The organism is Pseudomonas sp. Fl4BN1 (assembly GCF_009908285.1).
Classification (GTDB): Bacteria; Pseudomonadota; Gammaproteobacteria; order Pseudomonadales; family Pseudomonadaceae; genus Aquipseudomonas.
Genome location: NZ_JAAARM010000042.1, coordinates 23,032 through 49,535, shown reverse-complemented (window position 1 = coordinate 49,535; position 26,504 = coordinate 23,032). Strand labels below are relative to the sequence as shown.

Below are 26,504 nucleotides of genomic sequence, written 5' to 3'. Positions count from 1 at the left end.
GGGTAACTCAAGGGCGCTGTCTGGGCGGGCGCGAGGTCATAAAAAAGGCCCGCACAATGCGGGCCTTTTCTTCAGCGTGCGAAACCGGGCAATCAGCCCGCCACCAGCACCCTGATCGCTTCCAGGCGCAGGGCTGCTTTTTCCAGCAGCGCCAGGCCCTGTTCGCGTTGTTGACGCAAGGCTACCAGCTCGCTGTCACGGACTGTCGGGTTGACGGCCTGCAACGCGGTCAGGCGCGCCAGTTCTTCATCGGTATCAGCCGCCAGCCGGCGTTGCGCTTCAGCCACGCGCTCGGCGTGACGTGGCGCGATCTTGGCTTCACCGGCGTTGATCTTCGGCGCCAGTTGGTCGCGTTGGGCCTGGATGAACTTGTTGGCGCTGGCCTTGGGTACGCTTTCCAGCTGGTCGTTCAGGGTCTCGAAGGCTACCCGTGCCGACAGGTCGTTACCGTTGGCATCCAGCAGGCAGCGCAGGGCAGCCGGTGGCAGGTAGCGACCCAGTTGCAGCGAGCGCGGGGCGACCACTTCACTCACGTACAGCAGCTCAAGCAACACGGTGCCAGGTTTCAGCGCCTTGTTCTTGATCAGCGCCACGGCGGTGTTGCCCATGGAACCGGACAGCACCAGGTCCATGCCGCCTTGCACCATCGGGTGCTCCCAGGTGATGAACTGCATGTCCTCGCGGGACAGCGCCTGGTTGCGGTCGTAGGTAATGGTCACGCCTTCGTCGTCGCCCAGGGGGAAGCTGGCGTCGAGCATTTTCTCGCTGGGCTTGAGGATCAGGGCGTTTTCCGAATGGTCCTCGCTGTCGATGCCGAAGGCGTCGAACAGGGTTTCCATGTAGATCGGCAGGGCGAACTGGTCATCCTGTTCGAGGATCGCCTCCACCAGCGCCTCGCCTTCACCGGCACCACCGGAGTTGAGTTCCAGCAGGCGGTCACGGCCGGTGTGCAGCTCGGCTTCCAGGCGCTCGCGTTCGCCACGGGCTTCGTCGATCAGCGCTTGCCATTCGCCGTCATCGGCGTTTTCCAGCAGTGGCAGCAGGCGTGGGCCGAACTGGTGCTGCAGGGCGTTGCCGGTCGGGCAGGTATTGAGGAAGGCGTTCAGCGCCTCGTGGTACCACTGGAACAGACGTTCTTGCGGGCTGGTTTCCAGGTAAGGCACATGCAGTTCGATCACATGTTTCTGGCCGATCCGATCGAGACGGCCAATACGCTGTTCCAGCAGATCAGGGTGCGATGGCAGATCGAACAGCACCAGGTGGTGGGCGAACTGGAAGTTGCGGCCTTCACTGCCGATTTCCGAGCAGATCAGCACCTGGGCGCCGAACTCTTCGTCGGCAAAGTATGCCGCGGCGCGGTCGCGCTCAAGGATGTTCATGCCTTCATGGAACACTGTTGCCGGGATGCCGGAGCGCACGCGCAGGGCATCTTCCAGGTCCATGGCGGTTTCTGCGTGGGCGCAGATCACTAGGACCTTGGTGCGCTTGAGCATCTTCAACTGATCGATCAGCCACTCGACTCGAGGGTCGAACTTCCACCAGCGCTGTTCTTCGTCCACAGCGTCAGGCAATGCCTGGAAGCTGACTTCCGGGTACAGCTCGGCGTGTTCGCCCAGGGGCAGTTCCAGGTATTCGTCCGGGCACGGCAGCGGGTAGGCGTGCAGCTTGCGCTCAGGGAAACCTTGTACCGCAGCGCGGGTATTACGGAACAGCACGCGGCCGGTGCCATGGCGGTCCAGCAACTCGCGCACCAGGCGCGCGCTGGCTTCGCTGTCGCCATCGTTGACCGCAGCCAGCAGGGCTTCGCCCTCGTTGCCGAGGAAACCATGGATGGTCTTGTGTGCTTCAGGGGACAAGCGGCCCTTATCCAGCAGCTCTTGTACGGCTTCGGCCACGGGACGGTAGTTCTCGCTCTCGGCGCGGAAGGCGGCGAGGTCGTGGAAACGGTTCGGGTCCAGCAGGCGCAGGCGGGCGAAGTGGCTGTCCTGACCCAGTTGTTCCGGGGTCGCGGTCAGCAGCAGCACACCGGGGATGGTCTCGGCAAGCTGCTCGACCAGCGCGTATTGCGGGCTGGCCTGCTCTTCGTGCCACACCAGGTGGTGGGCTTCGTCCACCACCATCAGGTCCCAGCCGGCGGCGAACAGCGCGTCCTGGGCCTTCTCGTCGTCCACCAGCCATTCCAGAGCCACCAGGGCCAACTGGGTGTCTTCGAACGGATTGCTGGCATCGCTTTCGATAAAGCGCTCTTCGTCGAACAGGGCCACTTGCAGGTTGAAGCGCCGGCGCATTTCCACCAGCCACTGGTGCTGGAGGTTTTCCGGAACCAGGATCAGCACCCGGCTGGCGCGACCCGAGAGCAGTTGGCGATGGATCACCAGGCCGGCCTCGATGGTCTTGCCCAGGCCTACCTCGTCCGCCAGCAGGACCCGTGGCGCGATACGGTCAGCGACTTCACGGGCAATGTGCAACTGGTGGGCGATGGGTTGGGCGCGCACGCCGCCCAGGCCCCAGAGCGAGGACTGCAACTGGCGGCTGGTGTGTTCCAGGGTGTGGTAGCGCAGCGAGAACCAGGCCAGCGGGTCGATCTGCCCGGCGAACAGACGGTCGCTGGCAAGACGGAACTGGATGAAGTTCGAGAGCTGGGTTTCCGGCAGGGTAACGGCTTCGTTCTGCCCGTTGAGACCGTGATAGACCAGCAGGCCGTCGACGTCGTCGACTTCCTGGACAGTCATTTTCCAACCTTCGAAGTGGGTGATGCTGTCACCCGGAGAGAACCTCACGCGAGTGAGGGGCGCATTCCGTAGCGCATACTGGCGGGTGTCGCCAGTGGCCGGATAGAGCACGGTCAGCAAGCGGCCGTCCTGTGCCAGAACGGTGCCTAGACCTAGCTCGGCTTCGCTGTCACTAATCCAGCGTTGCCCCGGTTGATACTGCTGCGCCATGCTGCCTGACTCCCGCTTTGAAAAAGCCGACTATCTTAACGGAACGACGCTTCTAGTCCAAAGAACTCTGATAAAAACGCCTGGATTAAACGGTAGCGTACCGTGGTGTTCGCTGGATACGAGGGCACGATTGGCTGACGACTGGGTCACAGTTTTGCGACCGATGGCTCAAGTCGCCCATGCCGCAGCCGACATCCTGCCGACAGGAGACTAATAATATGCTGCCACCGATGCTCCCCTTGAGTGCCGTGCCTATCACCTCCCAGCAGGATCCGATCCGCCAGCGCCCGGACATCCCGCCGGTGGTGCCTGTGCAGGAAAGCTCCAACGAAAGCACCATCGACCTGCAAAAGCGCGATCACGAGCAATCGGCCCTGTTGTTGCGTGAGGAACAGCAGCGCCAGCAGGAAAAACAGCGACGTCAGCGTGAAGCCGAAGAGGATCCGGAGCAGCATCTGGCGGTGCCTGGCGACGAATTGAATGCCGATAACACCGTGCCGGTGGCGCCCTTGATTGAAGACGCCCCGCGCCAGGGCTTGTGGGTGGATGTCGAGGTCTAGGTGGTGGAAAAAACACTCAGCAGCGACTTTATTGCCTGAGGACGGGTCTGATCACTGGCCAGCGGTGACGCCACGCCGCATTATTGGTACATCCGCCGGGGTCGCTCTGCACCTCTAGCAGTGCGGCCGATATTGACTTCTAGTGATGCAAGCCAAGCCATGAATCAAGACGACAAACTGATCGACCTGAACGCTGAGCGTGCCAAGCGCGTGCATGACCTGAATGAGAAGCGCCTGAACGAGGTGCGTCAGGCATTCGAGCAAGCCATGCCTTTGGGGAAAGCCAAGAAAAAATCGAAAAACAAACCGAAAAAGCGCTGAACAGGGCGCTTTCTGTTGATACAAGTCAGTTATTCCCCCTTCCTCGCGCCCCGTCTTGGGTGACATTGACCCCGGTCAATTTTCCCTCCCGCCTCTTTGGTTAACTTAGCCCTATCGCAACGAGGCAAGAGCAGGAGGCTAGTCATGTTTTTCGACAATGTGGTGATCGCCGGAGTGCTGACAGTCGGCCTCATGGTTCTGTTTTTCGCAGGGTTTGGATTCTTCATCTGGAAAGACGCGAATAAGCGTAAAAAACCTTAAGTCTCTCCAGAGCAACGAGCACGCAAGGCATTTTGGGCAACTTCGGTTGCCCTTTTTTTTGCCTGTAAGAAAGCCAGGATACGTTCAGCCAGTTTTGTTTGAGGCATAAAAAAAGGTGCCCCTTGAGGGGGGCACCTTTTTTATTGCGGGGTAGGTATCAGGTACCCAGGACCTTGGAGGCCGCCCAGAACAAGCCGGCAGACAAGGCCACGGTCGCAGGCAGAGTCAGGATCCAGGCCAGGAGGATGGTCTTCACCGTACCGCCTTGCAGGCCGCTCTTGTTGGCGACCATGGTCCCGGCCACGCCGGAGGAGAGGACGTGGGTGGTGGAGACGGGTAGGCTGAAGATGTTTGCCAGGCCGATCAGGCCCGCCGCAGTGATTTGCGCCGACATGCCTTGGGCGTAAGTCATGCCTTGCTTGCCGATCTTCTCGCCAATGGTCTGTACCACGCGCTTCCAACCGATCATGGTGCCCAGGCCAAGAGCCAGGGCGACGGCCAGGATCACCCAGAACGGTGCGTACTCGGTGGTGGCGGTGAGGTCTTTGCGCAGCTTGTCGAGGTCAGCCTTTTCACGGGCGGTCAGGCCAGGCACCTTGCCGACCTTCTTCGCGGTGTCGTCCAGGCAGAGCAGATAGCGACGTACTTCGATGCGGCCTTCCGGCGACAGGGCGTGGTAGTCGGAAACTCCCTTGAGGCTGCCCAGCAGCGCGGCGATGGTCGGTTCGGTCTGTTGCGGATTGCAACGGAATTTACCCGGCAGATCGTCTTTCACGCTTTTACCCAGGGCCAGGAACTCGCCCAGGGAATCGTGATTGCGCTGATAGAACTGGCTCAGGTGCAGGGTTGCGTCCCGGGTCCGTTCGATCTGGTAGGTGGTGCTGTTGAGGTCGAGCACGAACTGGGCGGGCACGATACCGATCAGTACCAGCATGATCAGGCCGATACCTTTCTGGCCGTCGTTGGAGCCGTGGACGAAACTTACGGCCATGGCCGAGATAACCAGCACCAGACGGTTCCAGAATGGCGGATGCTTCTTGTCATCGACCTTGCGCCGCTGTTCCGGGGTCTTGTGCATCTTCGAGATCGGGCGCCACCATTTCAGGCCGAGCAATACCAAGGCTGCAATAAGGAAGCCGGCCATCGGTGAGAACACCAGGGACGCACCGATATCGATCGCTTTCTGCCAGTTCACGCCATCGCTCAGGGGGATGTCGTTGAGCATGGCATTGGCCAGGCCGACACCGAGGATCGAACCGATCAGGGTGTGGGAGCTGGAGGCGGGAATACCGAAGTACCAGGTGCCCAGGTTCCAGGCGATGGCCGCGGCCAACAACGAGAAGACCATGGCCAGACCGTGACCGGTGTTGACATTGATCAGCAACTCGACCGGTAACAGGTGGACGATGGCGTAGGCTACGCCCACGCCGCCCAGCAGCACACCGAGGAAATTGAATACGCCGGAAAAGAATACGGCCAGGTGCGGCGGCATCGCTTTGGTGTAGATCACGGTGGCAACCGCATTAGCGGTGTCATGAAAGCCGTTGATGAACTCGTAGGCAAGGACAAAAGCCAGGGCGAGCAAGAGGCTCACAAGCACCCAAGCATCCAGTCCGCTGAATAAATCGATCATGAAGGTTTTCTGACCCGGTCATAAGGGGGCGCGATTATGCCAGAAAACCCTGGTAATCAATGCACAAGGTGCTCATCGGTAACATTCTTCAACGAAAAAGCTGACCGAGAGCAGAGTTTTCGCCAATTTTTGCCGGGCTTGGCAAGTCATTGACTTTATTGGGTTAAAACGTCGCGAGTAGTGGTTTGACCCAGGGAATGTGGGGCTTCAAACGCTTGTATGAAATTACAAAGAAAGGGCCTGCCGGGTGTCTCTCCTCGCCCAGGTGGGGCGAGGCGGTAAGGGGCCCGGGGTAGCGAGCATCAATAGTCTGCCTGGCCGCTGAGATCATCGAGCGGTCAAGGGAGCAAGCCCTGATAAAATCAGGCCGCCAGCATTATGGCTGTTCGGCCTTGAGCTCTTTTTCCATCTTTTGCAGCTCTTGGCTGAAGGCCTGATCGATAACACTTGCGCGTTTGCGCCAGGGTTTGCGTTCAGGTTCAGGCTGGGCGGCATAGCGGGTGATTTCGCCGCCATAAACTTCCTTGTAACGTTGCTCCTGGCGCTCAAGTTCCGCGCGCAGTTCGTCTTTCGTCACAGTGTTACCTAATTGGCTAGAGGTCCATTCCGGTGCAACGCATTGCCTTGGAGCGGCCATAAAGCACCAGACTCATTGCCTGTTGGGGCGCTGACTCTTGATTCTCTAAAGCGTGCCCTTTATTGCATGCGGCCACGTCACCGGATGAAAACGACTGTCGTAGCAACAGTGTTGTTTATTGCAAGCGGGTTGGCCGAATCTGATTTGTGGTCAAGCGCTTGCGACAGATGACTGATTACAACCTAAAGCCACCTGATTGAGGCAGAGGCGGGACCGACTCCACGTTCCTCACTCGAACAGTATAGCCTCGGCGAAGAATAACTCTATGGCTCACAAGTTTAAAACTGCCAACTTTATTGTGAGCGTTTTGTGACACGAAAGTTCTAATCACTTCCTCTACGACGGTTTTTGTCTTCGCACTCTGCTGCTCGAAGTCTATATGGGGTGATTCTCCTCTTTATACAAGTGACGAGCTGAAAAGTGACCTGCCACACCAGCATCCGAATAGCGATTGCGACGATGAGTTTTTGCAATAAGTCAGCGGGTTAATGTTTTGTCGCAGCCCGGGCGGCAGGTTGCGATTATCGGTCGATGGTTCGATAATCGCCCAATGTTGCAGGTGCCGGCTTGTGCTGTGTCTCCAATACGGCTTGTAATACGTAAGAATTTCGTCGCAGAGAACCTGAAATGAACGATCAGATGCGTAATTCCTTTACCTCAGTAGCTCCACCGATTGTGGCTTCCGCGGCGAAGAGGATTCAGGCGCTGACCGGCGACCCGGACTTCATGACGTCTCTGGCTCGGGGGCTAGCGGTGGTACAGGCATTTCAGGAGCGCAAGCGACACCTGACCATCGCCCAGATCAGCCACCGCACGGAGATTCCTCGAGCGGCAGTGCGTCGCTGCCTGCATACCCTGATCAAGCTGGGTTACGCCACCACCGACGGGCGCACCTATTCATTGTTGCCCAAAGTGCTGACCCTGGGTCACGCCTACCTGTCGTCGACACCCCTGGCGGTTTCCGCACAACCCTACCTGGACCGCATGAGCGAGCAACTGCACGAAGCCTGCAACATGGCAACCCTGGAAGGCGACGACATTCTTTACATCGCCCGTTCCGCGACCACCCAGCGGTTGATCTCCGTCGACCTCTCGGTAGGCGGGCGGTTACCGGCCTACTGCACTTCAATGGGGCGCATTCTGTTGGCCGCTCTGGATGACTCCTCGCTGCACGAATACCTCGAGCACGCTGACCTGCAGGCCAAGACCAGCCGTACCCTGCATACCCCGGAGGCGCTGCTGGAATGCCTGCAGCAAGTCCGTCAGCAGGGCTGGTGCATTGTCGATCAGGAACTGGAGCAAGGGCTGCGTTCCATTGCGGTGCCGGTGTACGACGCCTCGGGCCAGGTGCTGGCGGCACTGAACGTCAGCACTCACGCTGGTCGGGTCAGTCGTGCCGAGCTGGAGCAGCGGTTTCTTCCTGGCCTGTTGAGTGCCAGCCGCGATCTCAGCGCCCAGTTGTTTGCTTAAGCTGTTCGATAAACGCACAGATAAGCCTCTGATGAATTGACGCTGTTTCCCCTGGCTCATTAATGTCGCGGCAGCGTCATCGGCGGCAACGGGTGTGACCTGCCTGCCGCCGATGACCCGCCCAATAATAAAGAAGAGGCCAACACACATGAGCACGCTTTCCCTGCGTCGTTGCCGCGACCGTTCCTGCCGTCCCGCTAGAATCGCCTGATTCCACCATCTTTTCTCAAGTGACCTGATCAGCCCTGGCGGCATGCGCTCGCCTGCGTTTTAGCGTGGAAATAAACACCATGAACCAACCCCAATCCGCTGTAGGGAACTGCCTCGATGTGCAGTCCTTCATCAATGCCCAGCCCTTGTCCCGTTACCAGTGGCGAGTGGTGATCCTGTGTTTCCTGATTGTCTTCCTCGATGGCCTGGACACCGCCGCGATGGGTTTCATTGCCCCGGCGCTTTCCCAGGACTGGGGGATCGACCGTGCCAGCCTCGGCCCGGTGATGAGTGCCGCGTTGATCGGCATGGTCTTTGGTGCCCTGGGCTCCGGGCCTCTGGCTGACCGCTTCGGCCGCAAAGTGGTGCTGGTAGGCGCGGTATTGCTGTTCGGTGCCTTCAGCCTGGCTTCGGCCTACAGCAGCAACGTCGATCAGTTGCTGATATTGCGCTTCCTCACCGGTCTGGGGCTGGGGGCGGGAATGCCCAACGCCACTACGCTGCTTTCGGAATACACCCCCGAGCGCCACAAGTCGTTGCTGGTGACCAGCATGTTCTGCGGTTTCAACCTGGGTATGGCTGGTGGCGGTTTCATTTCCGCCAAGTTGATACCGGCTTTCGGTTGGCACAGCCTGCTGCTGATCGGCGGCGTCCTGCCGTTGATCCTGGCCCTGGTGCTGGTGGTCTGGCTGCCGGAATCGGCGCGTTACCTGGTGGTACGCAATCGCGGCACCGACAAGGTCCGCAAGACCCTGGCGCCGATTGCCGTGGCCATCGTCAGCGAGGCGGGCAGTTTCAGCGTGCCGGAGCAGAAGACAGTGAAGGCGCGCAACGTCTTTGCGGTGATCTTTTCCGGCACCTACAGTACCGGCACTTTATTGCTGTGGCTGACCTATTTCATGGGGCTGGTGATCGTCTACCTGCTGACCAGCTGGCTACCGACCTTGATGCGCGACAGCGGCGCCAGCATGGAGCAGGCTGCCTTTATCGGCGCCTTGTTCCAGTTCGGCGGGGTCCTTAGTGCTGTGGGGGTGGGTTGGGCGATGGATCGCTTCAACCCGCACAAGGTGATTGGCTGTTTCTACCTGCTGGCCGGAGTCTTCGCCTACGCCGTCGGGCAGAGCCTGGGCAACATCACTGTACTTGCCACTTTGGTCCTGATCGCTGGCATGTGCGTCAACGGCGCGCAATCGGCGATGCCGTCCCTGGCTGCGCGTTTCTACCCGACTCAGGGGCGTGCTACCGGGGTGTCGTGGATGCTCGGCATCGGTCGGTTCGGCGCGATTCTCGGCGCCTGGATGGGTGCCACCCTGCTGGGCCTGGGCTGGAACTTCGAGCAGGTGCTGACGGCCTTGGTGATCCCGGCGGCCTTGGCCACCACTGCGGTGGTGATCAAAGGCATGGTCAGCCATGCGGACGCCACCTGAGAGAGGATCGATAGCCTCGCAACAATCCGTTCGATAATCGAACGCTCAGTCGATTATCGGATTGTTTGGGGTTTTGCTCCGGCTTAATCTTCAGTCACTGCGGCGCGCCCAGAGCGCCTTTTCTCCAGTCGCTGAATAACAACCGGGAGACCCCACCCATGGCTGCAATCCTTTCGCTGCACGACGCGGTGAAGCAGTTCATCAACGACGGCGATACCGTCGCGCTCGAAGGCTTCACCCATCTGATCCCTACGGCCGCAGGTCATGAAATCATCCGCCAGGGCAAGAAAGACCTGACCCTGGTACGGATGACGCCTGACCTGATCTATGACCAGTTGATCGGTGCCGGTTGCGCTCGCAAGCTGATTTTCTCCTGGGGTGGCAACCCTGGCGTGGGTTCCCTGCATCGCCTGCGCGACGCCGTGGAAAAACAATGGCCGCAGCCCCTGGAGATCGAGGAGCACAGCCACGCCGACTTGGCCAACGCTTACGTTGCAGGCGCTTCCGGCCTGCCATTCGCGGTATTGCGGGCCTATGCCGGCTCGGATCTGCCCAAGGTCAACCCGCTGATCAAGAGCGTGACCTGTCCCTTCACCGGTGAAGTGCTGGCCGCGGTGCCTTCGGTACGCCCTGACGTCACGGTGATCCACGCACAGAAGGCCGACCGCCAGGGCAACGTCCTGTTGTGGGGCATCCTTGGCGTGCAGAAAGAAGCGGCCCTGGCCGCCAAGCGTTGCATTGTCACCGTCGAGGAAATCGTCGATGACCTGAAGGCTCCGATGAACGCCTGCGTATTGCCAACCTGGGCCCTGAGTGCGGTTTGCCATGTGCCTGGCGGTGCTCATCCGTCCTACGCCCACGGCTACTCCGAGCGTGACAATCGCTTCTATCAGGCCTGGGACCCCATCGCCCGCGACCGTGAGACCTTCACCGCGTGGATCAACGAATACATCCACGGCAGTGCTGACTTCAGTGAATTCCAGGCCAAGCTGGCCGCCGCTTCGGAGGCCAAGTAATGACCTACTCCACCAACGAAATGATGACTGTTGCGGCGGCCCGTCGCCTGCAGAACGGCTCGGTCTGCTTCGTCGGCATCGGCTTGCCGTCCAAGGCCGCCAACCTGGCGCGCCTGACCTCGTCGCCGGACGTGGTGCTGATCTACGAGTCCGGCCCAATCGGTGCCAAGCCCAGCGTATTGCCGCTGTCCATTGGTGACGGCGAGCTGGCGGAAACCGCCGATACCGTGGTCCCCACCGGTGAGATCTTCCGCTACTGGCTGCAGGGTGGACGCATTGACGTGGGTTTCCTTGGTGCGGCCCAGGTCGACCGTTTCGGCAACATCAATACCACCGTGGTGGGTGACTATCACCGGCCCAAGGTACGCCTGCCGGGCGCCGGCGGTGCTCCAGAGATTGCCGGTTCGGCAAAAAGCGTGTTGATCATCCTCAAGCAGTCGTCGCGTTCCTTCGTCGACAAGCTGGACTTCGTGACTTCCGTCGGTCACGGCGAAGGCGGCGACTCGCGCAAGCGCCTGGGCCTGCCTGGAGCCGGTCCGGTGGGAATCATCACCGACCTGTGCATCATGGAGCCGGAAGCCGGCAGCCATGAATTCATCGTCACGGCACTGCACCCGGGGGTGACCCGCGAGCAGGTGGTGGCCGCCACTGGCTGGGCCATCCGTTTCGCCGATCAGGTGGCCGAGACCGCCGTCCCTACCGAAGTCGAACTCACTGCCCTGCGTGACCTGGAAGCCCGCACTGCCGCGGCCCATGGTCAAGCGCCTGGAGAAGCCTGATGCGTGAGGTATTTATCTGTGATGCGATCCGTACCCCCATTGGCCGTTTTGGCGGGGGGCTGTCGGCAGTCCGCGCCGATGACCTGGCTGCGGTACCGATCAAGGCGCTGATGGAACGTAATCCAGCAGTGGACTGGAACGCCCTGGACGAGGTGTTCTTCGGCTGTGCCAACCAGGCCGGTGAGGACAATCGCAATGTGGCACGCATGGCGTTGCTGCTGGCAGGTCTGCCGGACAGCGTGCCGGGAGTCACCCTCAACCGCCTTTGTGCTTCGGGCATGGATGCCATCGGCACCGCGTTCCGTGCCATTGCCAGTGGTGAGATGGAACTGGCGATCGCCGGCGGCGTCGAGTCCATGTCTCGCGCGCCTTTTGTCATGGGCAAGGCCGACAGCGCCTTCTCGCGCAACATGAAACTGGAAGACACCACCATCGGCTGGCGTTTCATCAATCCGCTGATGAAAGCCCAGTACGGCGTGGATGCCATGCCGCAGACCGCCGACAACGTAGCGGACGACTACCAGGTGTCCCGTGCTGACCAGGACGCCTTTGCCCTGCGCAGCCAGCAGCGTACCGCCGCCGCCCAGGCCGCAGGGTTCTTCGCCGAGGAAATCGTCCCTGTGCGCATCGCCCACAAGAAGGGCGAGACCGTGGTGGAGCAGGACGAGCATCCTCGTGGCGACACCACCCTGGAGACCCTGGGCAAGCTCAAACCGGTCAATGGCCCGGACAAGACCGTCACCGCCGGCAATGCTTCGGGGGTCAACGACGGTGCTGCGGCATTAATCCTGGCCTCAGCCGAGGCAGTGAAAAAACACGGCCTGACGCCGCGTGCGCGAGTTCTGGGGATGGCCAGCGCCGGTGTCGCACCTCGGGTAATGGGCATCGGCCCGGTGCCGGCGGTGCGCAAGCTGGTTGAGCGCCTAGGGATCGCGGTCGGTGACTTCGACGTCATCGAGCTCAACGAGGCCTTTGCCAGCCAGGGTCTGGCGGTGTTGCGCGAGTTGGGTCTGGCGGACGACGCGCCGCAGGTCAACCCCAACGGCGGTGCTATCGCCCTGGGTCACCCATTGGGCATGAGCGGCGCGCGCCTGGTGTTGACCGCACTGCATCAACTGGAAAAGACCGGTGGTAAAAAAGGCCTGGCGACCATGTGCGTGGGTGTTGGCCAAGGTTTGGCACTGGCCATCGAGCGCGTCTGAATGACTGCCCTATATAAGAAGAGAACGAGGAACCACCATGAGTGACAAGCCCGGTTACCGGCGCCCGCAAGCGGGTACTCAGCCTGATTATCTGCACCCGGCCTACCAGTCGACCAACACCCGGTCGCCGTCCAAGCCGCTGGTGTTCCTGCCCCATTCGCTGTCGGAAATCACCGGCCCAAGCATCGGCGCCGAGTACCTGCAGGACCAGGACAACGACCTGACGGCCCAGCATGCCGGTGAGCCCCAGGGCGAGCGGATCATCATCCACGGCCGGGTACTGGACGAAAACGGACTGCCGGTGCCGGGGATCCTGGTGGAGATCTGGCAGGCCAACGCCGCCGGTCGCTACAACCATGACCGCGACCTGCACGACGCGCCCCTGGACCCGAACTTCACCGGCACCGGGCGCACCGTCACCGACGCCGATGGCTGGTACCAGTTCCAGACCATCAAGCCCGGCGCTTATCCGTGGGGCAACCACCACAATGCCTGGCGTCCGGCGCACATCCATTTCTCGCTGTTCGGCCCGAGTGTCCTCACCCGTCTGGTGACCCAGATGTATTTCCCCGGGGACCCGCTGTTGGCCTACGACCCGATCTACAACTGCGTGCCGGACACCCGTGCCAAGGAACGCCTGATCGCCAGTTTCGACCTGGAGAAAACCATTCCTTCCTATGCCCTCGGTTACCGTTGGGACATCGTCCTGCGCGGCCGTGACGCCACGCCGATGGAGAAATAACATGACCCTGACCGCGACCACGTCCCACACCGTTGGCCCCTACTACCACATCGGCCTGACCTGGCTGAACCGCGAGGACCTGACCCAGGCCGGTACCCTGGGCGAGCGGGTGGCAATCACCGGCCAGGTGGTGGACGGTAACGGCAACTTCGTCAACGACGCGATGCTGGAAGTCTGGCAGGCCAACGCTGCCGGTAAGTATCGCCACCCTGAAGACGACCAGGACAAAGCCCTGGATCCGAATTTCCAGGGCTTCGGGCGGGTGCCGGTGGATGCCGAGGGGCGCTTTCGCTTCACCACCATCAAGCCGGGTACTGTCCCGGGCCTCAAGGGCACGATCCAGGCGCCGCACCTGGTGGTGCTGGTGTTCGCCCGCGGCCTGGTCAAGCACCTGCTGACCCGCATCTACTTCGACGGCGAGCCGGCCAATGCTGCCGATCCGTTGCTGGCCTGTGTGCCCGCAGAGCGTCGCGAGACCTTGCTGGCCAAGACGGATGCCAGCGGCCAGTACCAATGGAATGTGATCCTCCAAGGCACTGATGCGGAAACCGTGTTCTTCGACTACTGACGGGAGGCGACTGCCGTCCTGGTTCTTGTGGCGGCTGTCACAGGCTGCGCCAGCCCGGGCGTGGCGATTACGCTGACGCTGGCGCTATCGCCGACACGCCACCCGAGCTTTCGGCGGCGGCTACAGGGAGCGGGAATGTTGCCAGGTGTGTCTAGACTCACACTGTCCCCCACGAGTGAAAAGCCATGACTACAACTACAAGTCACTACACCGGAGAGGAACGCCGCAAAAGGATTTTTGCAATTGTCGGTGCCTCCTCCGGCAACCTGGTGGAATGGTTCGACTTCTACGTCTATGCCTTTTGCGCCATCTACTTTGCTCCGGCGTTCTTCCCCTCTGATGATCCTACGGTGCAGTTGCTCAACACTGCCGGGGTGTTCGCCGCAGGCTTTTTGATGCGCCCCATCGGTGGCTGGTTGTTCGGCCGGGTCGCCGACCGCCACGGGCGCAAGAACTCGATGATGATCTCGGTGCTGATGATGTGCGCCGGTTCCCTGGTCATTGCCTTCCTGCCGACCTATGCCAGCATCGGCGCCTGGGCACCGTTCCTGCTGCTGGTGGCGCGCCTGTTTCAGGGGCTGTCGGTAGGGGGCGAATACGGCACCACCGCCACCTACATGAGTGAAGTGGCGCTCAAGGGCCAGCGCGGTTTCTTCGCTTCCTTCCAGTACGTGACCCTGATTGGCGGGCAACTGCTGGCGGTGTTGGTGCTGGTGATCCTCCAGCAGTTTCTCGATGAAGCGGAGCTCAAGGCCTGGGGCTGGCGCGTTCCATTCGTGATCGGCGCCATGGCGGCGGTGATCTCCCTGCTGCTGCGCCGTTCGCTAAAGGAAACCACCAGCAAGGAGATGCGCGAGGACAAGGACGCCGGCAGCATCGCGGCGTTGTTCAAGAATCACTCGGCGGCCTTTATTACCGTGCTCGGCTACACCGCCGGCGGCTCGCTGATTTTCTACACATTCACCACCTATATGCAGAAGTACCTGGTGAACACCGCAGGCATGCACGCCAAAACCGCCAGCTACATCATGACCGGCGCGCTGTTCCTCTACATGTGCATGCAGCCGTTGTTCGGCATGCTCGCGGACAAGATCGGCCGGCGCCGTTCGATGCTCTGGTTCGGTGCCCTGGGTACCTTGTTCACGGTACCGATCCTGTTGACCCTGAAGACCGTTACCAGCCCTTTCCTGGCCTTCGTATTGATCACTCTGGCCCTGTCCATCGTCAGCTTCTACACCTCCATCAGCGGCCTGGTGAAGGCCGAGATGTTCCCGCCGCAGGTGCGCGCGCTAGGGGTGGGCTTGGCTTATGCGGTGGCCAATGCGATCTTCGGTGGCTCGGCGGAGTGGGTGGCCCTGAACTTCAAGAACATGGGCATGGAAAACACCTTCTATTGGTACGTCACAGTGATGATGGCGATTGCCTTTCTGTTCAGCCTGCGTTTGCCGAAACAGGCCGCGTACCTGCACCACGATCTTTGACCTGTGTGCCTGCGCCCGGCTCGGGCGCAGGCTTGCTAAGGACTGTTTATGACCTTGACTGCGAGCAATCAGTTGTTCGATGCCTACTTTACTGCCCGGGAAATGCGCAGAGTGTTCTGCGATCAGGGGCGGGTCCAGGCGATGCTCGATTTCGAAGCGGCCCTGGCCCGGGCCCAGGCCCGGGTTGGGGTGATCCCCGCCAGTGCGGTGGCGCCCATCGAGGCGGCCTGTCACGCCGCGCTGTATGACTTTCAACTGCTGGGCGAAGCGATTGCCACGGCCGGCAATTCGGCGATTCCCCTGGTCAAGGCCCTGGGCAAGCAGATTGCCCGCTGCGATGGCGAGGCCGAGCGCTTTGTGCACCTGGGAGCCACCAGCCAGGACGTGATGGACAGCGGCTTGGTGCTGCAACTGCGCCGCGCCATGCAACTGCTGGAGCAGGACCTGGAGCGCCTGGGGGGGATCCTGGCCGCCCAGGCCAAACGTTTTGCCGCGACCCCGATGGCCGGACGGACCTGGTTGCAACACGCCACGCCGGTGACCCTGGGCATGAAGATCGCCGGGTGGTTGGGGGCTCTGACCCGCAGTCGCGAGCGCCTGCAGCAACTCAAGCCGCGCCTGCTGGTGCTGCAGTTCGGCGGTGCCTCCGGGACCCTGGCTGCCCTGGGTGAACAGGCGCTGCCCATCGCCGAAGCCCTGGCCGACGAATTACACCTGAGCCTGCCGGAACAGCCCTGGCACACCCAGCGCGATCGCCTGGTGGAGTTTGCCTCGGTGCTGGGCTTGCTGGCCGGCAGCCTGGGCAAGCTGGGACGGGACATCAGCCTGCTGATGCAGACCGAGGCGGCCGAGGTCTTCGAACCCTCGGCGCCGGGCAAGGGTGGTTCGTCCACCATGCCGCACAAGCGCAATCCGGTGGGTGCAGCGGTCTTGATCAGCGCGGCGACTCGGGTGCCTGGCCTGTTGGCGACGATGTTCAGCGCCATGCCCCAGGAGCACGAACGCAGCCTGGGCCTGTGGCACGCCGAATGGGAAACCCTGCCGGAAATCTGCTGCCTGGTGTCCGGCGCCCTGCAACAAGCCTTGCTGGTGGCCGAGGGTCTGGAAGTCGACAGCACGCGGATGGCGCGCAACCTCGACCTGACCCAGGGGCTGGTGCTTGCCGAGGCGGTGAGCATCGCCCTGGCCCAGCGCCTGGGCCGGGAAACCGCCCACCATTTGCTGGAACAATGCTGCAAGCGCGCGGTGGCCGAACAGCGCCATCTGCGCGCGGTGTTGGGGGATGAGCCCCAGGTCACGGCCGAGCTGTCGGCGGCGGACCTGGACCGTCTATTGGACCCGGCGCATTACCTGGGCCAGGCGCAGGCCTGGGTCGAGCGTGCCGTGGCTGAACATTTTGCCTTGAAGGCCTGAAGGAGACTGCTGTGGGATTCGTGAAACTCGCCGAGGGCGATCTGCACTATCAACTCGAAGGGCCCGAGGGCGCGCCGGTACTGGTGCTGTCCAACTCCCTGGGCACCGATCTGAACATGTGGGACAAGCAGATGACGGCTTTCACCCGGCATTTCCGGGTGCTGCGGATGGACACCCGTGGCCATGGCCGCTCCCTGGTCACCGAAGGCCCCTATAGCATCGAGCAACTGGGGCGCGACGTCGTCGCGCTGCTGGATGCCCTGGATATCCCGCGCGCGCATTTCTGCGGTTTGTCCATGGGCGGGTTGATCGGCCAGTGGCTGGGGATCAACGCCGGCGAACGCCTGCACAAGCTGGTGGTGTGCAACACCGCGGCGAAGATTGGCGAGCCGTCGGTGTGGAACCCGCGGATCGAGACCGTGCTGCGTGATGGCCAGGCGGCCATGGTGGCGCTGCGCGATGCCTCAATCGCCCGCTGGTTCACCGCCGACTTCGCCGAAGCTCACCCTGACCAGGCCAAGCAGATCACTGACATGCTCGCGGCCACCTCGCCGCAAGGCTATGCGGCCAACTGCGCGGCGGTGCGGGATGCGGATTTCCGTGAGCAACTGGGAGTGATCAAGGTGCCGACCCTGGTGATTGCCGGCACTGAAGACGCCGTGACACCACCGTCCGGCGGGCACTTCATCCAGCAGCACGTGGCGGGCGCCGAGTACGCCGAGTTCTATGCCGCGCACCTGTCCAACGTCCAGGCCGGCGACGCTTTCAGCGCCCGGGTCGTGGATTTCCTGCTGGCCTGAGAGACGATTCAAGGAGCCCTTTGTGGACGAGAAACAACGCTATGACGAAGGCATGCAGGTACGCCGCGCGGTATTGGGCGATGCCCATGTCGACCGCAGCCTGAATGCCCTGACCGAGTTCAACTCGGAGTTCCAGGAAATGATCACCCGCCATGCCTGGGGCGACATCTGGACCCGCCCGGGCCTGCCGCGGCACACCCGCAGCCTGATCACCATCGCCATGCTGATCGGCATGAACCGCAATGAAGAACTCAAGTTGCACTTGCGGGCCGCCGCCAATAACGGCGTGAGCCGCAGCGAGATCAAGGAAGTGATCATGCAGAGCGCGATCTACTGTGGCATCCCGGCGGCCAACGCCACCTTCCACCTGGCGGAATCGGTGTGGGACGAGTTGGGCACCGAATCGCGCCTGTAGGAGCCGGCTTGCCGGCGAAGGGGCGTGTCGGTTGATCTGCGGTGCCCCTGATCGCGAGCAAGCTCGCTCCTACAGGAGCGAGATCGCGATGTGCTCGGGGCAGGTTTACAGCAGGCTGAGCGGGTAGCTGATGATCAGGCGGTTCTCATCGAACTCGTTGTTGCTGAAGTCCCGGCGCATGGTGGAGTTGCGCCATTTCAGGTTGAGGTTTTTCAGCGTGCCGCTCTGCACGGTGTACGCCAGTTCGCTTTCCCGGCCCCATTCCTTGCCGTTGCTGACGGTGGCGGTGTGTACGTTGCTGCCGCTGATGTAGCGGTTCATCAGCGTCAGGCCCGGTACGCCGAGGGCGGCGAAGTTGTAGTCATGGCGCACCTGCCAGGATTTTTCCTTGGCGTTGTCGTAGCTGGCGTTGAAGCTGTCGTTGGCCAGGGTGCCGCCGCTGGTGCCGTTGACCCGCATCCAGCCGTTGTCGCCGGTGAGCTTCTGCAAGCCGACATAGAAGGTGTTGCCGCCGTATTTGGCTGAGAACAGGCCGGACCAGGTACGGTTTTCCAGATCGCCGGCGCGGGCGCTGCCGTCTTCCTTGCCATAGAAGAAGCCGAGGTTGGCGCCCAGGGTCCAGTCGCCCAGGGGTTGGCTGTGGATCAGGTTGACGAACTGCTGGCTGTAGATGTCCTTGAGCTCGGCATTCCACAGGCCGATCTGGGTGCGTTTGTCGTTGAAGGCGTATTCCGCACCCTGGAAGTTGAAGCGATCGGAGGTGAAGGCCGCTTTGCCGAACATCGTCATGTCGCTCATGCTGCTGTCGTCGCGCGGGCTGTTGCCGCGGAACTGGCCGCCGTAGAGGGTCAGGCCGGCAATTTCCTTCGAGGTGATCTGGCCGCCACGGAAGGTCTGTGGCAATGAGCGACCATCATCCGAGCGCAGGATCGGTAGCACGGGCATCCACTCGCCGACCTTGACCTCGGTCTGCGACAGTCGAGCCTTGAAGGCCACTCCCAGGCGCCCGAAGTTGTCTGCCGGGCGGCCGTCGCGATCCAGGGGGAGCAACTGGGTGCCACCGGTGCCTTTGCCGCCATCGAGTTTCTGCGAGTACAGCCCCAGTACGTCGATACCGAAACCGACGGTGCCTTGGGTGAACCCGGACTTGGCATCGAGAATGAAGCTCTGGGTCCATTCCTCGGCCTTGCCCTGAGCCTTGCTCGGGTTGGTGAAGTTGCGGTTGATGTAGAAGTTGCGCAGGTTCAGGTTGGCCTGGGCGTCTTCGAAAAAGCCCGACTCCTCGGCCACTGCCGGCAACGCCGCACTGGCCAGTGCCAGGGCCAGAAGGCTGGGTAGAAGGGGTTGAGGTGCAGTGTTTGGCTTCATTGATCGGTCTCTCTAATTGTTAGGGGCGCAGCAACGCACTGCCGTAAAAGTCCATGCAGACAGGTTTCAAGATGTGCAAGTTGGAGCTTGAAGGTCAGCCGGAACGGGCAGGGCGTGAGGGCATGGCATCGAACCTGTTGTTATTGGTTTGTCCAGGTGCCGGGAATGGTGCGACGCCCATCAGGGGCAATCAATTGGAGGAAATGCTTTCTGGGCGATCAGCGAACACAAATGTCCTAATCAGTACATATAAAAAAACCCACCGTCAGGTGGGTTTTCATGCAACGGAGCGTGCTTTAGAACAGGTGCAGCGCCGGTGCCTTTTCAGATACCGCTTCGTTCTTCGCGGTCTGCTCGCCCCAACCACCGCCGAGGGCCTTGTACAGATTGACCTCGCTGGTCAGCTGCGACAGGCGATCAGTGATCAACGCCTGCTGGGCGCTGAACAGCGACCGCTGGGCATCGAGGAAGGTCAGGTTGCTGTCGACGCCAATGCGATAGCGGCGCTCGGCCAGACGGTAGTAGTCCTGGTTGGCGCTGACGAAATCACGCTGGGCCTGCAACTGCTGGTTGTAGGTCTGGCGTGCTGCCAGGCCATCGGAGACCTCCTGGAAGGCGGTTTGGATGGACTTCTCGTACTGCGCGACGCTGATGTCTTTCTGGATCTTCGAGTAGTCCAGGCTGGCACGCAGACTGCCTGCGTTGAAGATCGGCAGGTTGATCTGCGGCTGGAACAGCCAGGTCCCCGAGCCCCCCTTGAACAGGCCCGAGAGGTCCGGGCTCAAGGTGCCGGCGTTGGCCGTCAGGCTGATGCTCGGGAAGAACGCTGCTCGTGCCGCGCCAATGTTGGCATTGGCCGCTTTCAGCTTGTACTCGGCTTCGAGGATGTCCGGACGCCGTTGCAGCAGCTCCGACGGCAGGCCCGCTGGCAGATCGCTCAGCAGGTCGGCCGACAGCGGTTCGGCAGTCGGCAGGCTGGCCGGAATCGCCGTGCCCAGCAACAGGGTCAGGCTGTTTTCATCCTGGGCCACCTGGCGGGTGTAGCGCGCCAGTTGTACCCGGGCGTTTTCCACTGAGGTCCGTGACTGGCTCAGGTCCAGGGCCGAGGCCACACCCACTTCGTTGCTGCGGGAAGTCAGGCGGTAGCTTTCTTCGTAGGCCCCGAGGGTGTCCTGGGTCAGCTTCAGCAGTTCCTTGTCGGCTTGCCAGGTCATGTAGGCATTGGCCACGCTGGCCACCAGGCTGATCTGGGTACTGCGACGAGCCTCTTCGCTGGAGAAGTAGGTCTGCAAGGCCTGCTCGCTCAAGCTGCGGACACGGCCGAACAGGTCCAGCTCATAGGCGCTGATGCCGACGGTGGCGGAGTACTGGCTGGAGATCATCTCCTTGCCGGAGCTCGAAGCCCGGGCCGGCAGACGCTGGCGTTGGCCGCTGCCGTTGGCGGAAACCGCCGGGAACAGGTCGGCGCGCTGGATCTGGTACTGCGCGGCATAGGCGTCGATGTTCAGCGCCGCGACCTTGAGATCACGGTTGTTTTCCAGCGCGGTCTGGATCAGCTGCTGCAGCGCCGGGTCATGGAAGAACTGCCGCCAGCCCTGTTCGGCGGCCGCCACGTTGGCGGCCTCCTTTGGCGAGTAGGCAGGGCCTTGGGGGAATTGCGCCGCCACCGGCGCTTCCGGTCGCTGATAATCCGGTATCAGCGAGCAACCACTTAGCGCAATGGCGGTGATTGCCAGGGAGAGTAGCGACTTGCTCATTGGCCAGCCTCATTAGGGTTTGCAGTAGTTTCTGATTGGTCCGCTTTCCTGCGGCCCATGGACGATACGGTGACGAAGAACAACGGTACCCAGAAGATCGCCAGAATCGTCGCGGTGAGCATACCGCCAATTACCCCGGTACCGATCGCATGCTGGCTGCCCGAACCGGCGCCGGTGGAGACGGCCAGTGGCACAACCCCAAGGACGAAGGCCAGGGAGGTCATGATGATCGGACGCAGACGCATGCGGCAGGCTTCTACCGCGGCGTCCACCAGGCTACGGCCCTGCTCATGCAGTTCCTTGGCGAACTCGACGATCAGAATGGCGTTTTTCGCCGCCAGGCCGATGGTCACCAACAGCCCCACCTGGAAGTACACGTCGTTGGACAGACCCCGCAGGCTGGTGGCCATCAGTGCACCGATGATCCCCAGTGGCACCACCAACATGACCGCGATCGGAATCGACCAGCTTTCATACAGCGCCGCCAGACACAGGAACACCATCAGCAGGGACAAGGCGTACAACGCAGGTGCCTGGGAGCCTGATAGACGTTCCTCGTAGGACAGACCGGTCCAGGAGATACCGACACCTGGTGGCAGTTTTGCCGCGATGGCTTCAACTTCCGCCATGGCCTCGCCGGTACTGTAGCCAGGGGCTGGCGCACCGAGAATTTCCATGGCTTCAACGCCGTTGTAACGGGCCAGCTTCGGCGAACCGTAGATCCACTCGCCCTTGGCGAAGGAGGAGAACGGCACCATGGTCCCGGCGCTGTTGCGTACGTACCACTTCTTCAGGTCTTCGGGGCTCATGCGTGCACCGGCCTGGCCCTGGATGTAGACCTTCTTCACTCGACCACGGTCGATGAAGTCGTTGACGTAGCTACTGCCCAGGGCAATCGACAGGGTGTTGTTGATATCGGTGAGGGTCACGCCCAAGGCACTGGCGCGTTCGTCATCGATGCTCAACTGGTATTGCGGTTCATCGCTCAGGCCGTTCGGACGCACCTGAGACAGCACTTTGCTCTGGGCCGCCATGCCAAGGAACTGGTTACGCGCAGCCATCAGCTTGTCGTGACCGATACCGGCGCGGTCCTGGAGGAACACGTCGAAACCGGTGGCGTTACCCAACTCCAGTACTGCCGGTGGCGCGAAGGCGAACACCATTGCGTCACGGAAGCTGAAGAAGTGCTGCTGGGCGCGGTTTGCCAGGTTGAACACACTGTTTTCCGCAGAGCGCTCGCCCCACGGCTTGAGCATGATGAAGGCCATACCCGAGCTCTGGCCGCGACCGGCGAAGTTGAAACCGTTCACAGTGAACACCGAGGCGACGGTGTCCTTTTCCTTGTCCAGCAGGTAGGCGCGCATTTCATCGACCACTACCTGGGTCCGCTCGGCACTGGAACCGGCTGGCGTCTGTACCTGGGCGAACAGAACGCCCTGGTCTTCTTCCGGCAGGAACGCTGTCGGGATGCGGGTGAACAGCCAGATCATGCCGAGCACGATCAACACGTAGGCCAGCAGGTAAGGCACCTTGTGCCGCAGCATGTTGCCGACGCCACGCTCGTAGCTTTTGACGCTGCGATCGAAGGTCCGGTTGAACCAGCCGAAGAAACCGCGCTTCTCGGTGGCGTGTTCGCCTTGTGGCACGGCCTTGAGCATGGTGGCGCACAGGGCTGGGGTGAAGATCAGGGCGACCAGCACCGACAGGGCCATGGCCGATACCACGGTGATCGAGAACTGTTTGTAGATCACCCCGGTGGAGCCGCTGAAGAACGCCATCGGCAGCAGTACCGCGGACAGCACCAGGGCGATACCCACCAGGGCTCCCTGGATCTGGCCCATGGACTTTTTCGTTGCTTCCTTGGGTGACAGGCCTTCCTCGTGCATGACCCGTTCGACGTTCTCCACCACGACGATGGCGTCGTCCACCAGCAAGCCGATGGCCAGCACCATGCCGAACATAGTCAGGGTGTTGATACTGAACCCGGCCGCCGCGAGGATGCCGAAGGTCCCCAGCAGTACCACCGGCACCGTCATGGTGGTGATCACCGTGGCGCGGAAGTTCTGCAGGAACAGGAACATCACCAGGAACACCAGGACGATCGCTTCCACCAGGGTTTCAACCACACCCTTGATGGATTCAGTCACCACCGGGGTGGTGTCGTACGGGAATACCACCTTCATGCCCTGCGGGAAGAAGGGTTCCAGGTCCTTGATGGTGTTGCGCAGAGCCTTGGCCGTGTCCAGGGCGTTGGCACCGTTGGCCAGTTTCACCGCCAGGCCGGACGCCGGACTGCCGTTGAACTGGGCGCTGACGGCGTAGTTCTCGCCGCCCAGGCTGACGTCCGCGACGTCACCCAGGCGCACTTGCGAGCCGTCCTTGTTGACCTTAAGCAAAATCGCCTTGAACTGCTCGGCGGTCTGCAGGCGGGTCTTGCCGATGATCGTGGCGTTGAGTTGCTGGCCGGGCAGGGCGGGCAGGCCGCCGATCTGGCCGGACGACACCTGGACGTTCTGTGCCGCAACCGCGGTCTTCACATCCACTGGGGTCAGGTTGTAGTTGTTCAGCTTGGCCGGGTCGAGCCAGATCCGCATCGCGTACTGGGCACCGAACACCTGGAAGTCACCGACGCCTGCGGTCCGCGAGATCGGGTCCTGCATGTTCGACACGATGTAGTTCGACAGGTCGTCCTTGGACATGCTGCCGTCCTCGGACACCACGCCGATCACCAGCAGGAAGTTCTTCACTGCCTTGGTCACGCGGATACCCTGTTGCTGCACTTCCTGAGGCAGCAGCGGGGTGGCCAGGTTGAGCTTGTTCTGCACCTGGACCTGCGCGGTGTCCGAGTTGGTGCCCTGCTCGAAGGTCGCGGTGATGGTCATGCTGCCGTCGGAGTTACTTTCCGAGGACACATAACGCAGGTTGTCGATACCGTTGAGCTGCTGCTCGATCACCTGGACCACGGTGTCCTGCACAGTCTGTGCGGAAGCGCCTGGGTAGGTCACGGAGATCGCGATCGCCGGAGGAGCAATGCTCGGGTACTGGTTGATCGGCAATTTGAGGATCGATAGAGCCCCGACCAACATGATCACCAGGGCAATTACCCAGGCGAAAATCGGACGGTCGATAAAAAATTTCGACATGGTTTACTCCCCTTTGCCGCCTGCAGCTTTGTCAGTTGCCTGTGCGGGGGCCGGGTTCTTCGCTGCTACATTGGTCGCTTCGCTGGCTTTGACTTCAACGCCTGGCTTGACGAATTGCAGACCCTCGGTGATCAGGCGATCACCGGCTTTCAGGCCATCTTCCACCAGCCACTGGGTACCGACAGTGCGGCTGGCCTTGAGCTGACGCAGTTCGACCTTGTTATCCGGGCCAACCACCAGAGCGGTTGGGGTGCCCTTGAGGTCACGGGTCACGCCTTGTTGTGGCGCCAGGATTGCTGCAGTGTTCACCCCGGCTTGCAACTGGGCGTGTACGAACATGCCCGGCAGCAGGGTGTGCTGAGGGTTCGGGAACACTGCGCGCAGGGTCACCGAACCGGTGGTTTCATCCACCGAGACTTCGGAGAACTCCAGTTTGCCATCGAGCTTGTACTGGCTGCCGTCTTCCAGGGTCAGTTTGACCTTGGCGGCGTTCTCGCCGACTTTCTGCAGGCGGCCACTTTCCAGCTCACGACGCAACTCCAGCAGCTCCACCGAGGACTGGGTGACGTCGACGTAGATCGGGTCCAACTGCTGGATCACCGCCATGGCATCGGCCTGGCCGTTGCTCACCAGCGCGCCCTCGGTCACCGAGGAACGGCCGATACGACCGGTCAATGGCGACAGCACCTTGGTGTAGCGCAGGTTGATCTGGGCGCTTTGCAGCGAGGCTTCCGACTGCAGGCGGTTGGCCACGGCAGTGTCGTATTCCTGGCGGCTCACGGCCTGTTCATTGACCAATTGCTTGTAGCGGTCGGAAATCGACTTGGTCGATTGCAGATTGGCCTCGGCACTCTTCAGCGTTGCCTCATAGACCGATGGATCGATCTGATAAAGCTGCTGACCTTCCTTAACGTCTCCACCTTCTTTGAACAAACGCTTGAGAATGATCCCGTTTACCTGTGGGCGAACTTCTGCAATACGGAACGCAGTGGTCCGGCCCGGGAGTTCGGAAGTCAAGGTAAAGGCTTGTGTTTGCAGGGTGACCACGCCGACCTGAGGGGCTTGAGGGGCTGGCGCCGCCTCTTCCTTTTTACATCCGCTGAGCAGCGATGCCAGGGCGACGGCAGTAACCAGAGCGGTAACAGCTGGCTTGAATTGCATGAAGATCCTCGGGTCAGGCACGCGAGAGGCGCACAAGAAAAGTGGAAGGGTAAAAAGAGTTGGCTGAGTGGATTAGTAGCTTGCTAAGGAATATACTTACGTTCATGGCTGTTTGTAAATACCCTGGCGGCGTACCCATCCGGTTACAAAAGCCTCAGTAGGTGTTGAATTGTAGGCTGGGCAAACGGCACCTGAGATGCCGTTCCATATTTATTCAGAAGGTCTTCACGCATCGCTGAAAGATCCTGATCGAGGTTTTACTGCCATGGTCCGTCGTACCAAAGAGGAAGCTCAAGAAACCCGTAGCCAAATACTCGAGGCGGCCGAAAAGGCCTTTTACGAGCGTGGCGTGGCGCGTACTACCCTGGCCGATATCGCGGCGCTGGCGGGGGTGACGCGGGGCGCTATCTACTGGCACTTCAGCAATAAGGCCGACCTGGTGCAGGCCATGCTCGACAGCCTGCGTGAACCGCTGGATGAGATGGCCGCAGCCAGTGAAAATGTAGATGAGATGGATCCGTTGGGCTGGATACGCAAATTGCTCATTCATTTGTTTCATCAAGTTGCCCTGGACCCGAAAACCCGTCGCATCAATGAAATCCTGTTTCATAAGTGCGAATTCACCGATGAAATGTGCGACCTGCGCCGCCAGCGTCGCGCTGCCAGCCTGGACTGCAACGTACACATCGAGTTGGCACTGCGTAATGCAGTCAATCGTGGGCAATTGCCCGAAAACCTCGACACGACGAGGGCGGCTATCAGCATGCATGCGTTTATCGATGGCATCCTTTACCAATGGTTGCTGGCCCCGGAAAGCTTCGCCCTGCACACCGAGGCAGAGCGCTGGATCGACATCGGGCTGGATATGCTGCGCCTGAGCCCAAGTCTCCGTCATTAAGACAACATGCGTAATTGAGTCCAGTTGTGTCAACATTTAAGGCGAGGGATGTTCATTCCTGCGGTCGCCAGATCGCGATGGGGTGCTTTTATATACGGGCTGGCCGCATCTTGATAGATAGCGAGCTACGTATTTTGTAGGGGATTTGTTGCGGGTGTGTGAATGAGTGTGAACCCTTCACCGTTCAGCGGCGCAGAATAGCCGAACAAGGGGATCGCGCTGATTTGCCTGGCTGTTCTGCTCTTCGCCAGCCATGACGCGCTGTTCAAGTACCTCCTGATCTTTGGCCAGACCCCGGAC

22 protein-coding genes and 1 pseudogene are annotated in these 26,504 nt (G+C 61.2%); 16 read left to right on the top strand and 7 right to left on the bottom strand.

The window, feature by feature from the left end; all coding sequences use genetic code 11:
- Positions 1–92: 92 nt before the first annotated feature.
- Positions 93–2,942: an RNA polymerase-associated protein RapA gene (rapA, locus tag GV818_RS29555; protein WP_161760004.1), complete on the bottom strand. Its 2,850-nt coding sequence runs from the start codon at positions 2,940–2,942 to the stop codon at positions 93–95.
- A 218-nt stretch (positions 2,943–3,160) separates the two neighbouring features.
- Here rapA and GV818_RS29550 point away from each other — a divergent pair, with 218 nt between their 5' ends.
- From GV818_RS29550 to ccoM, 3 genes are all read left to right on the top strand, one after another.
- Positions 3,161–3,502, top strand: coding sequence for an aspartate-semialdehyde dehydrogenase (locus tag GV818_RS29550; RefSeq protein WP_161778248.1), 342 nt, complete (start codon positions 3,161–3,163; stop codon positions 3,500–3,502).
- Between the two features lie 159 nt (positions 3,503–3,661).
- Positions 3,662–3,823 carry a hypothetical protein gene (locus GV818_RS34175; protein WP_177435099.1) on the top strand — a complete coding sequence of 54 codons (162 nt, stop codon included), beginning with the start codon at positions 3,662–3,664 and terminating at the stop codon, positions 3,821–3,823.
- Between the two features lie 144 nt (positions 3,824–3,967).
- Complete coding sequence (ccoM, locus tag GV818_RS34820; protein WP_015634423.1) at positions 3,968–4,084, top strand: cytochrome c oxidase subunit CcoM; 117 nt, start codon at positions 3,968–3,970, stop codon at positions 4,082–4,084.
- 157 nt (positions 4,085–4,241) lie between these two features.
- Here ccoM and GV818_RS29545 read toward each other — a convergent pair whose 3' ends face one another.
- Together GV818_RS29545 and GV818_RS29540 are read right to left on the bottom strand one after the other, a co-directional pair.
- On the bottom strand, positions 4,242–5,717 hold the full coding sequence (locus GV818_RS29545; protein ID WP_161760002.1) for an inorganic phosphate transporter: 1,476 nt from the start codon (positions 5,715–5,717) through the stop codon (positions 4,242–4,244).
- Between the two features lie 376 nt (positions 5,718–6,093).
- Positions 6,094–6,294 carry a hypothetical protein gene (locus GV818_RS29540; RefSeq protein ID WP_161760007.1) on the bottom strand — a complete coding sequence of 67 codons (201 nt, stop codon included), beginning with the start codon at positions 6,292–6,294 and terminating at the stop codon, positions 6,094–6,096.
- A gap of 687 nt (positions 6,295–6,981) precedes the next feature.
- On the opposite strand from GV818_RS29540, the gene pcaR reads away from it, so the two are divergent.
- The 11 genes from pcaR (at position 6,982) to pcaC (ending at position 17,877) form a co-directional block, all read left to right on the top strand.
- Positions 6,982–7,824, top strand: coding sequence for a pca regulon transcriptional regulator PcaR (pcaR, locus tag GV818_RS29535; protein ID WP_016962563.1), 843 nt, complete (start codon positions 6,982–6,984; stop codon positions 7,822–7,824).
- A gap of 290 nt (positions 7,825–8,114) precedes the next feature.
- On the top strand, positions 8,115–9,461 hold the full coding sequence (locus GV818_RS29530; RefSeq protein WP_161778247.1) for an MFS transporter: 1,347 nt from the start codon (positions 8,115–8,117) through the stop codon (positions 9,459–9,461).
- Positions 9,462–9,619: 158 nt separating this feature from the next.
- Positions 9,620–10,477: a CoA transferase subunit A gene (locus GV818_RS29525; RefSeq protein WP_161760000.1), complete on the top strand. Its 858-nt coding sequence runs from the start codon at positions 9,620–9,622 to the stop codon at positions 10,475–10,477.
- Positions 10,477–11,256 (top strand): CoA-transferase subunit beta, encoded by a 780-nt coding sequence (locus GV818_RS29520; RefSeq protein WP_161778246.1) that lies wholly within the window; start codon positions 10,477–10,479, stop codon positions 11,254–11,256. Before GV818_RS29525 ends, GV818_RS29520 begins: the two co-directional genes overlap by 1 nt.
- Complete coding sequence (pcaF, locus tag GV818_RS29515; protein WP_178125187.1) at positions 11,253–12,458, top strand: 3-oxoadipyl-CoA thiolase; 1,206 nt, start codon at positions 11,253–11,255, stop codon at positions 12,456–12,458. The genes GV818_RS29520 and pcaF overlap by 4 nt, the downstream gene beginning before the upstream one ends.
- A gap of 37 nt (positions 12,459–12,495) precedes the next feature.
- Positions 12,496–13,200, top strand: a complete 705-nt coding sequence (pcaH, locus tag GV818_RS29510; RefSeq protein ID WP_161759997.1) for a protocatechuate 3,4-dioxygenase subunit beta — start codon at positions 12,496–12,498, stop codon at positions 13,198–13,200.
- Between the two features lies 1 nt (position 13,201).
- Positions 13,202–13,768, top strand: coding sequence for a protocatechuate 3,4-dioxygenase subunit alpha (pcaG, locus tag GV818_RS29505; RefSeq protein ID WP_161778244.1), 567 nt, complete (start codon positions 13,202–13,204; stop codon positions 13,766–13,768).
- 185 nt (positions 13,769–13,953) lie between these two features.
- Positions 13,954–15,249 (top strand): MFS family transporter, encoded by a 1,296-nt coding sequence (locus tag GV818_RS29500; RefSeq protein ID WP_161759995.1) that lies wholly within the window; start codon positions 13,954–13,956, stop codon positions 15,247–15,249.
- Between the two features lie 48 nt (positions 15,250–15,297).
- Positions 15,298–16,662 (top strand): 3-carboxy-cis,cis-muconate cycloisomerase, encoded by a 1,365-nt coding sequence (locus GV818_RS29495; RefSeq protein WP_161778243.1) that lies wholly within the window; start codon positions 15,298–15,300, stop codon positions 16,660–16,662.
- A gap of 11 nt (positions 16,663–16,673) precedes the next feature.
- Positions 16,674–17,462 (top strand): 3-oxoadipate enol-lactonase, encoded by a 789-nt coding sequence (gene pcaD, locus GV818_RS29490; RefSeq protein ID WP_161759993.1) that lies wholly within the window; start codon positions 16,674–16,676, stop codon positions 17,460–17,462.
- Positions 17,463–17,484: 22 nt separating this feature from the next.
- Positions 17,485–17,877 (top strand): 4-carboxymuconolactone decarboxylase, encoded by a 393-nt coding sequence (gene pcaC / locus GV818_RS29485; RefSeq protein WP_161759992.1) that lies wholly within the window; start codon positions 17,485–17,487, stop codon positions 17,875–17,877.
- Positions 17,878–17,982: 105 nt separating this feature from the next.
- Here the strand turns inward: pcaC and GV818_RS29480 are convergent, their stop codons facing one another.
- From GV818_RS29480 to emhA, 4 genes are all read right to left on the bottom strand, one after another.
- Positions 17,983–19,245, bottom strand: a complete 1,263-nt coding sequence (locus GV818_RS29480) for an OprD family porin (RefSeq protein ID WP_161778242.1) — start codon at positions 19,243–19,245, stop codon at positions 17,983–17,985.
- A 296-nt stretch (positions 19,246–19,541) separates the two neighbouring features.
- Positions 19,542–21,002, bottom strand: coding sequence for an AdeC/AdeK/OprM family multidrug efflux complex outer membrane factor (adeC, locus tag GV818_RS29475; protein ID WP_161759990.1), 1,461 nt, complete (start codon positions 21,000–21,002; stop codon positions 19,542–19,544).
- Positions 20,999–24,145: an efflux RND transporter permease subunit gene (locus tag GV818_RS29470; RefSeq protein WP_161759989.1), complete on the bottom strand. Its 3,147-nt coding sequence runs from the start codon at positions 24,143–24,145 to the stop codon at positions 20,999–21,001. Before GV818_RS29470 ends, adeC begins: the two co-directional genes overlap by 4 nt.
- 3 nt (positions 24,146–24,148) lie before the next feature.
- Positions 24,149–25,306, bottom strand: a complete 1,158-nt coding sequence (emhA, locus tag GV818_RS29465) for an efflux RND transporter periplasmic adaptor subunit EmhA (RefSeq protein WP_161778241.1) — start codon at positions 25,304–25,306, stop codon at positions 24,149–24,151.
- 265 nt (positions 25,307–25,571) lie between these two features.
- On the opposite strand from emhA, the gene emhR reads away from it, so the two are divergent.
- The gene (gene emhR / locus GV818_RS29460; protein WP_161760006.1) at positions 25,572–26,204 is read left to right on the top strand and encodes an efflux system transcriptional repressor EmhR; all 633 of its coding nucleotides are present in this window, start codon (positions 25,572–25,574) and stop codon (positions 26,202–26,204) included.
- A gap of 162 nt (positions 26,205–26,366) precedes the next feature.
- Positions 26,367–26,480: pseudogene (locus GV818_RS34660) on the top strand (DMT family transporter); the annotation flags it as partial.
- Positions 26,481–26,504 lie beyond the last annotated feature (24 nt).

Bases quoted from the DNA above. Each gene is read 5' to 3' on its own strand.
- rapA (WP_161760004.1), bottom strand. From the start codon at position 2,942: ATGGCGCAGCAGTATCAACCGGGGCAACGCTGGATTAGTGACAGCGAA.
- GV818_RS29550 (WP_161778248.1), top strand. From the start codon at position 3,161: ATGCTGCCACCGATGCTCCCCTTGAGTGCCGTGCCTATCACCTCCCAG.
- GV818_RS34175 (WP_177435099.1), top strand. From the start codon at position 3,662: ATGAATCAAGACGACAAACTGATCGACCTGAACGCTGAGCGTGCCAAG.
- ccoM (WP_015634423.1), top strand. From the start codon at position 3,968: ATGTTTTTCGACAATGTGGTGATCGCCGGAGTGCTGACAGTCGGCCTC.
- GV818_RS29545 (WP_161760002.1), bottom strand. From the start codon at position 5,717: ATGATCGATTTATTCAGCGGACTGGATGCTTGGGTGCTTGTGAGCCTC.
- pcaR (WP_016962563.1), top strand. From the start codon at position 6,982: ATGAACGATCAGATGCGTAATTCCTTTACCTCAGTAGCTCCACCGATT.
- GV818_RS29530 (WP_161778247.1), top strand. From the start codon at position 8,115: ATGAACCAACCCCAATCCGCTGTAGGGAACTGCCTCGATGTGCAGTCC.
- GV818_RS29525 (WP_161760000.1), top strand. From the start codon at position 9,620: ATGGCTGCAATCCTTTCGCTGCACGACGCGGTGAAGCAGTTCATCAAC.
- GV818_RS29520 (WP_161778246.1), top strand. From the start codon at position 10,477: ATGACCTACTCCACCAACGAAATGATGACTGTTGCGGCGGCCCGTCGC.
- pcaH (WP_161759997.1), top strand. From the start codon at position 12,496: ATGAGTGACAAGCCCGGTTACCGGCGCCCGCAAGCGGGTACTCAGCCT.
- pcaG (WP_161778244.1), top strand. From the start codon at position 13,202: ATGACCCTGACCGCGACCACGTCCCACACCGTTGGCCCCTACTACCAC.
- GV818_RS29500 (WP_161759995.1), top strand. From the start codon at position 13,954: ATGACTACAACTACAAGTCACTACACCGGAGAGGAACGCCGCAAAAGG.
- GV818_RS29495 (WP_161778243.1), top strand. From the start codon at position 15,298: ATGACCTTGACTGCGAGCAATCAGTTGTTCGATGCCTACTTTACTGCC.
- GV818_RS29480 (WP_161778242.1), bottom strand. From the start codon at position 19,245: ATGAAGCCAAACACTGCACCTCAACCCCTTCTACCCAGCCTTCTGGCC.
- adeC (WP_161759990.1), bottom strand. From the start codon at position 21,002: ATGAGCAAGTCGCTACTCTCCCTGGCAATCACCGCCATTGCGCTAAGT.
- GV818_RS29470 (WP_161759989.1), bottom strand. From the start codon at position 24,145: ATGTCGAAATTTTTTATCGACCGTCCGATTTTCGCCTGGGTAATTGCC.
- emhA (WP_161778241.1), bottom strand. From the start codon at position 25,306: ATGCAATTCAAGCCAGCTGTTACCGCTCTGGTTACTGCCGTCGCCCTG.
- emhR (WP_161760006.1), top strand. From the start codon at position 25,572: ATGGTCCGTCGTACCAAAGAGGAAGCTCAAGAAACCCGTAGCCAAATA.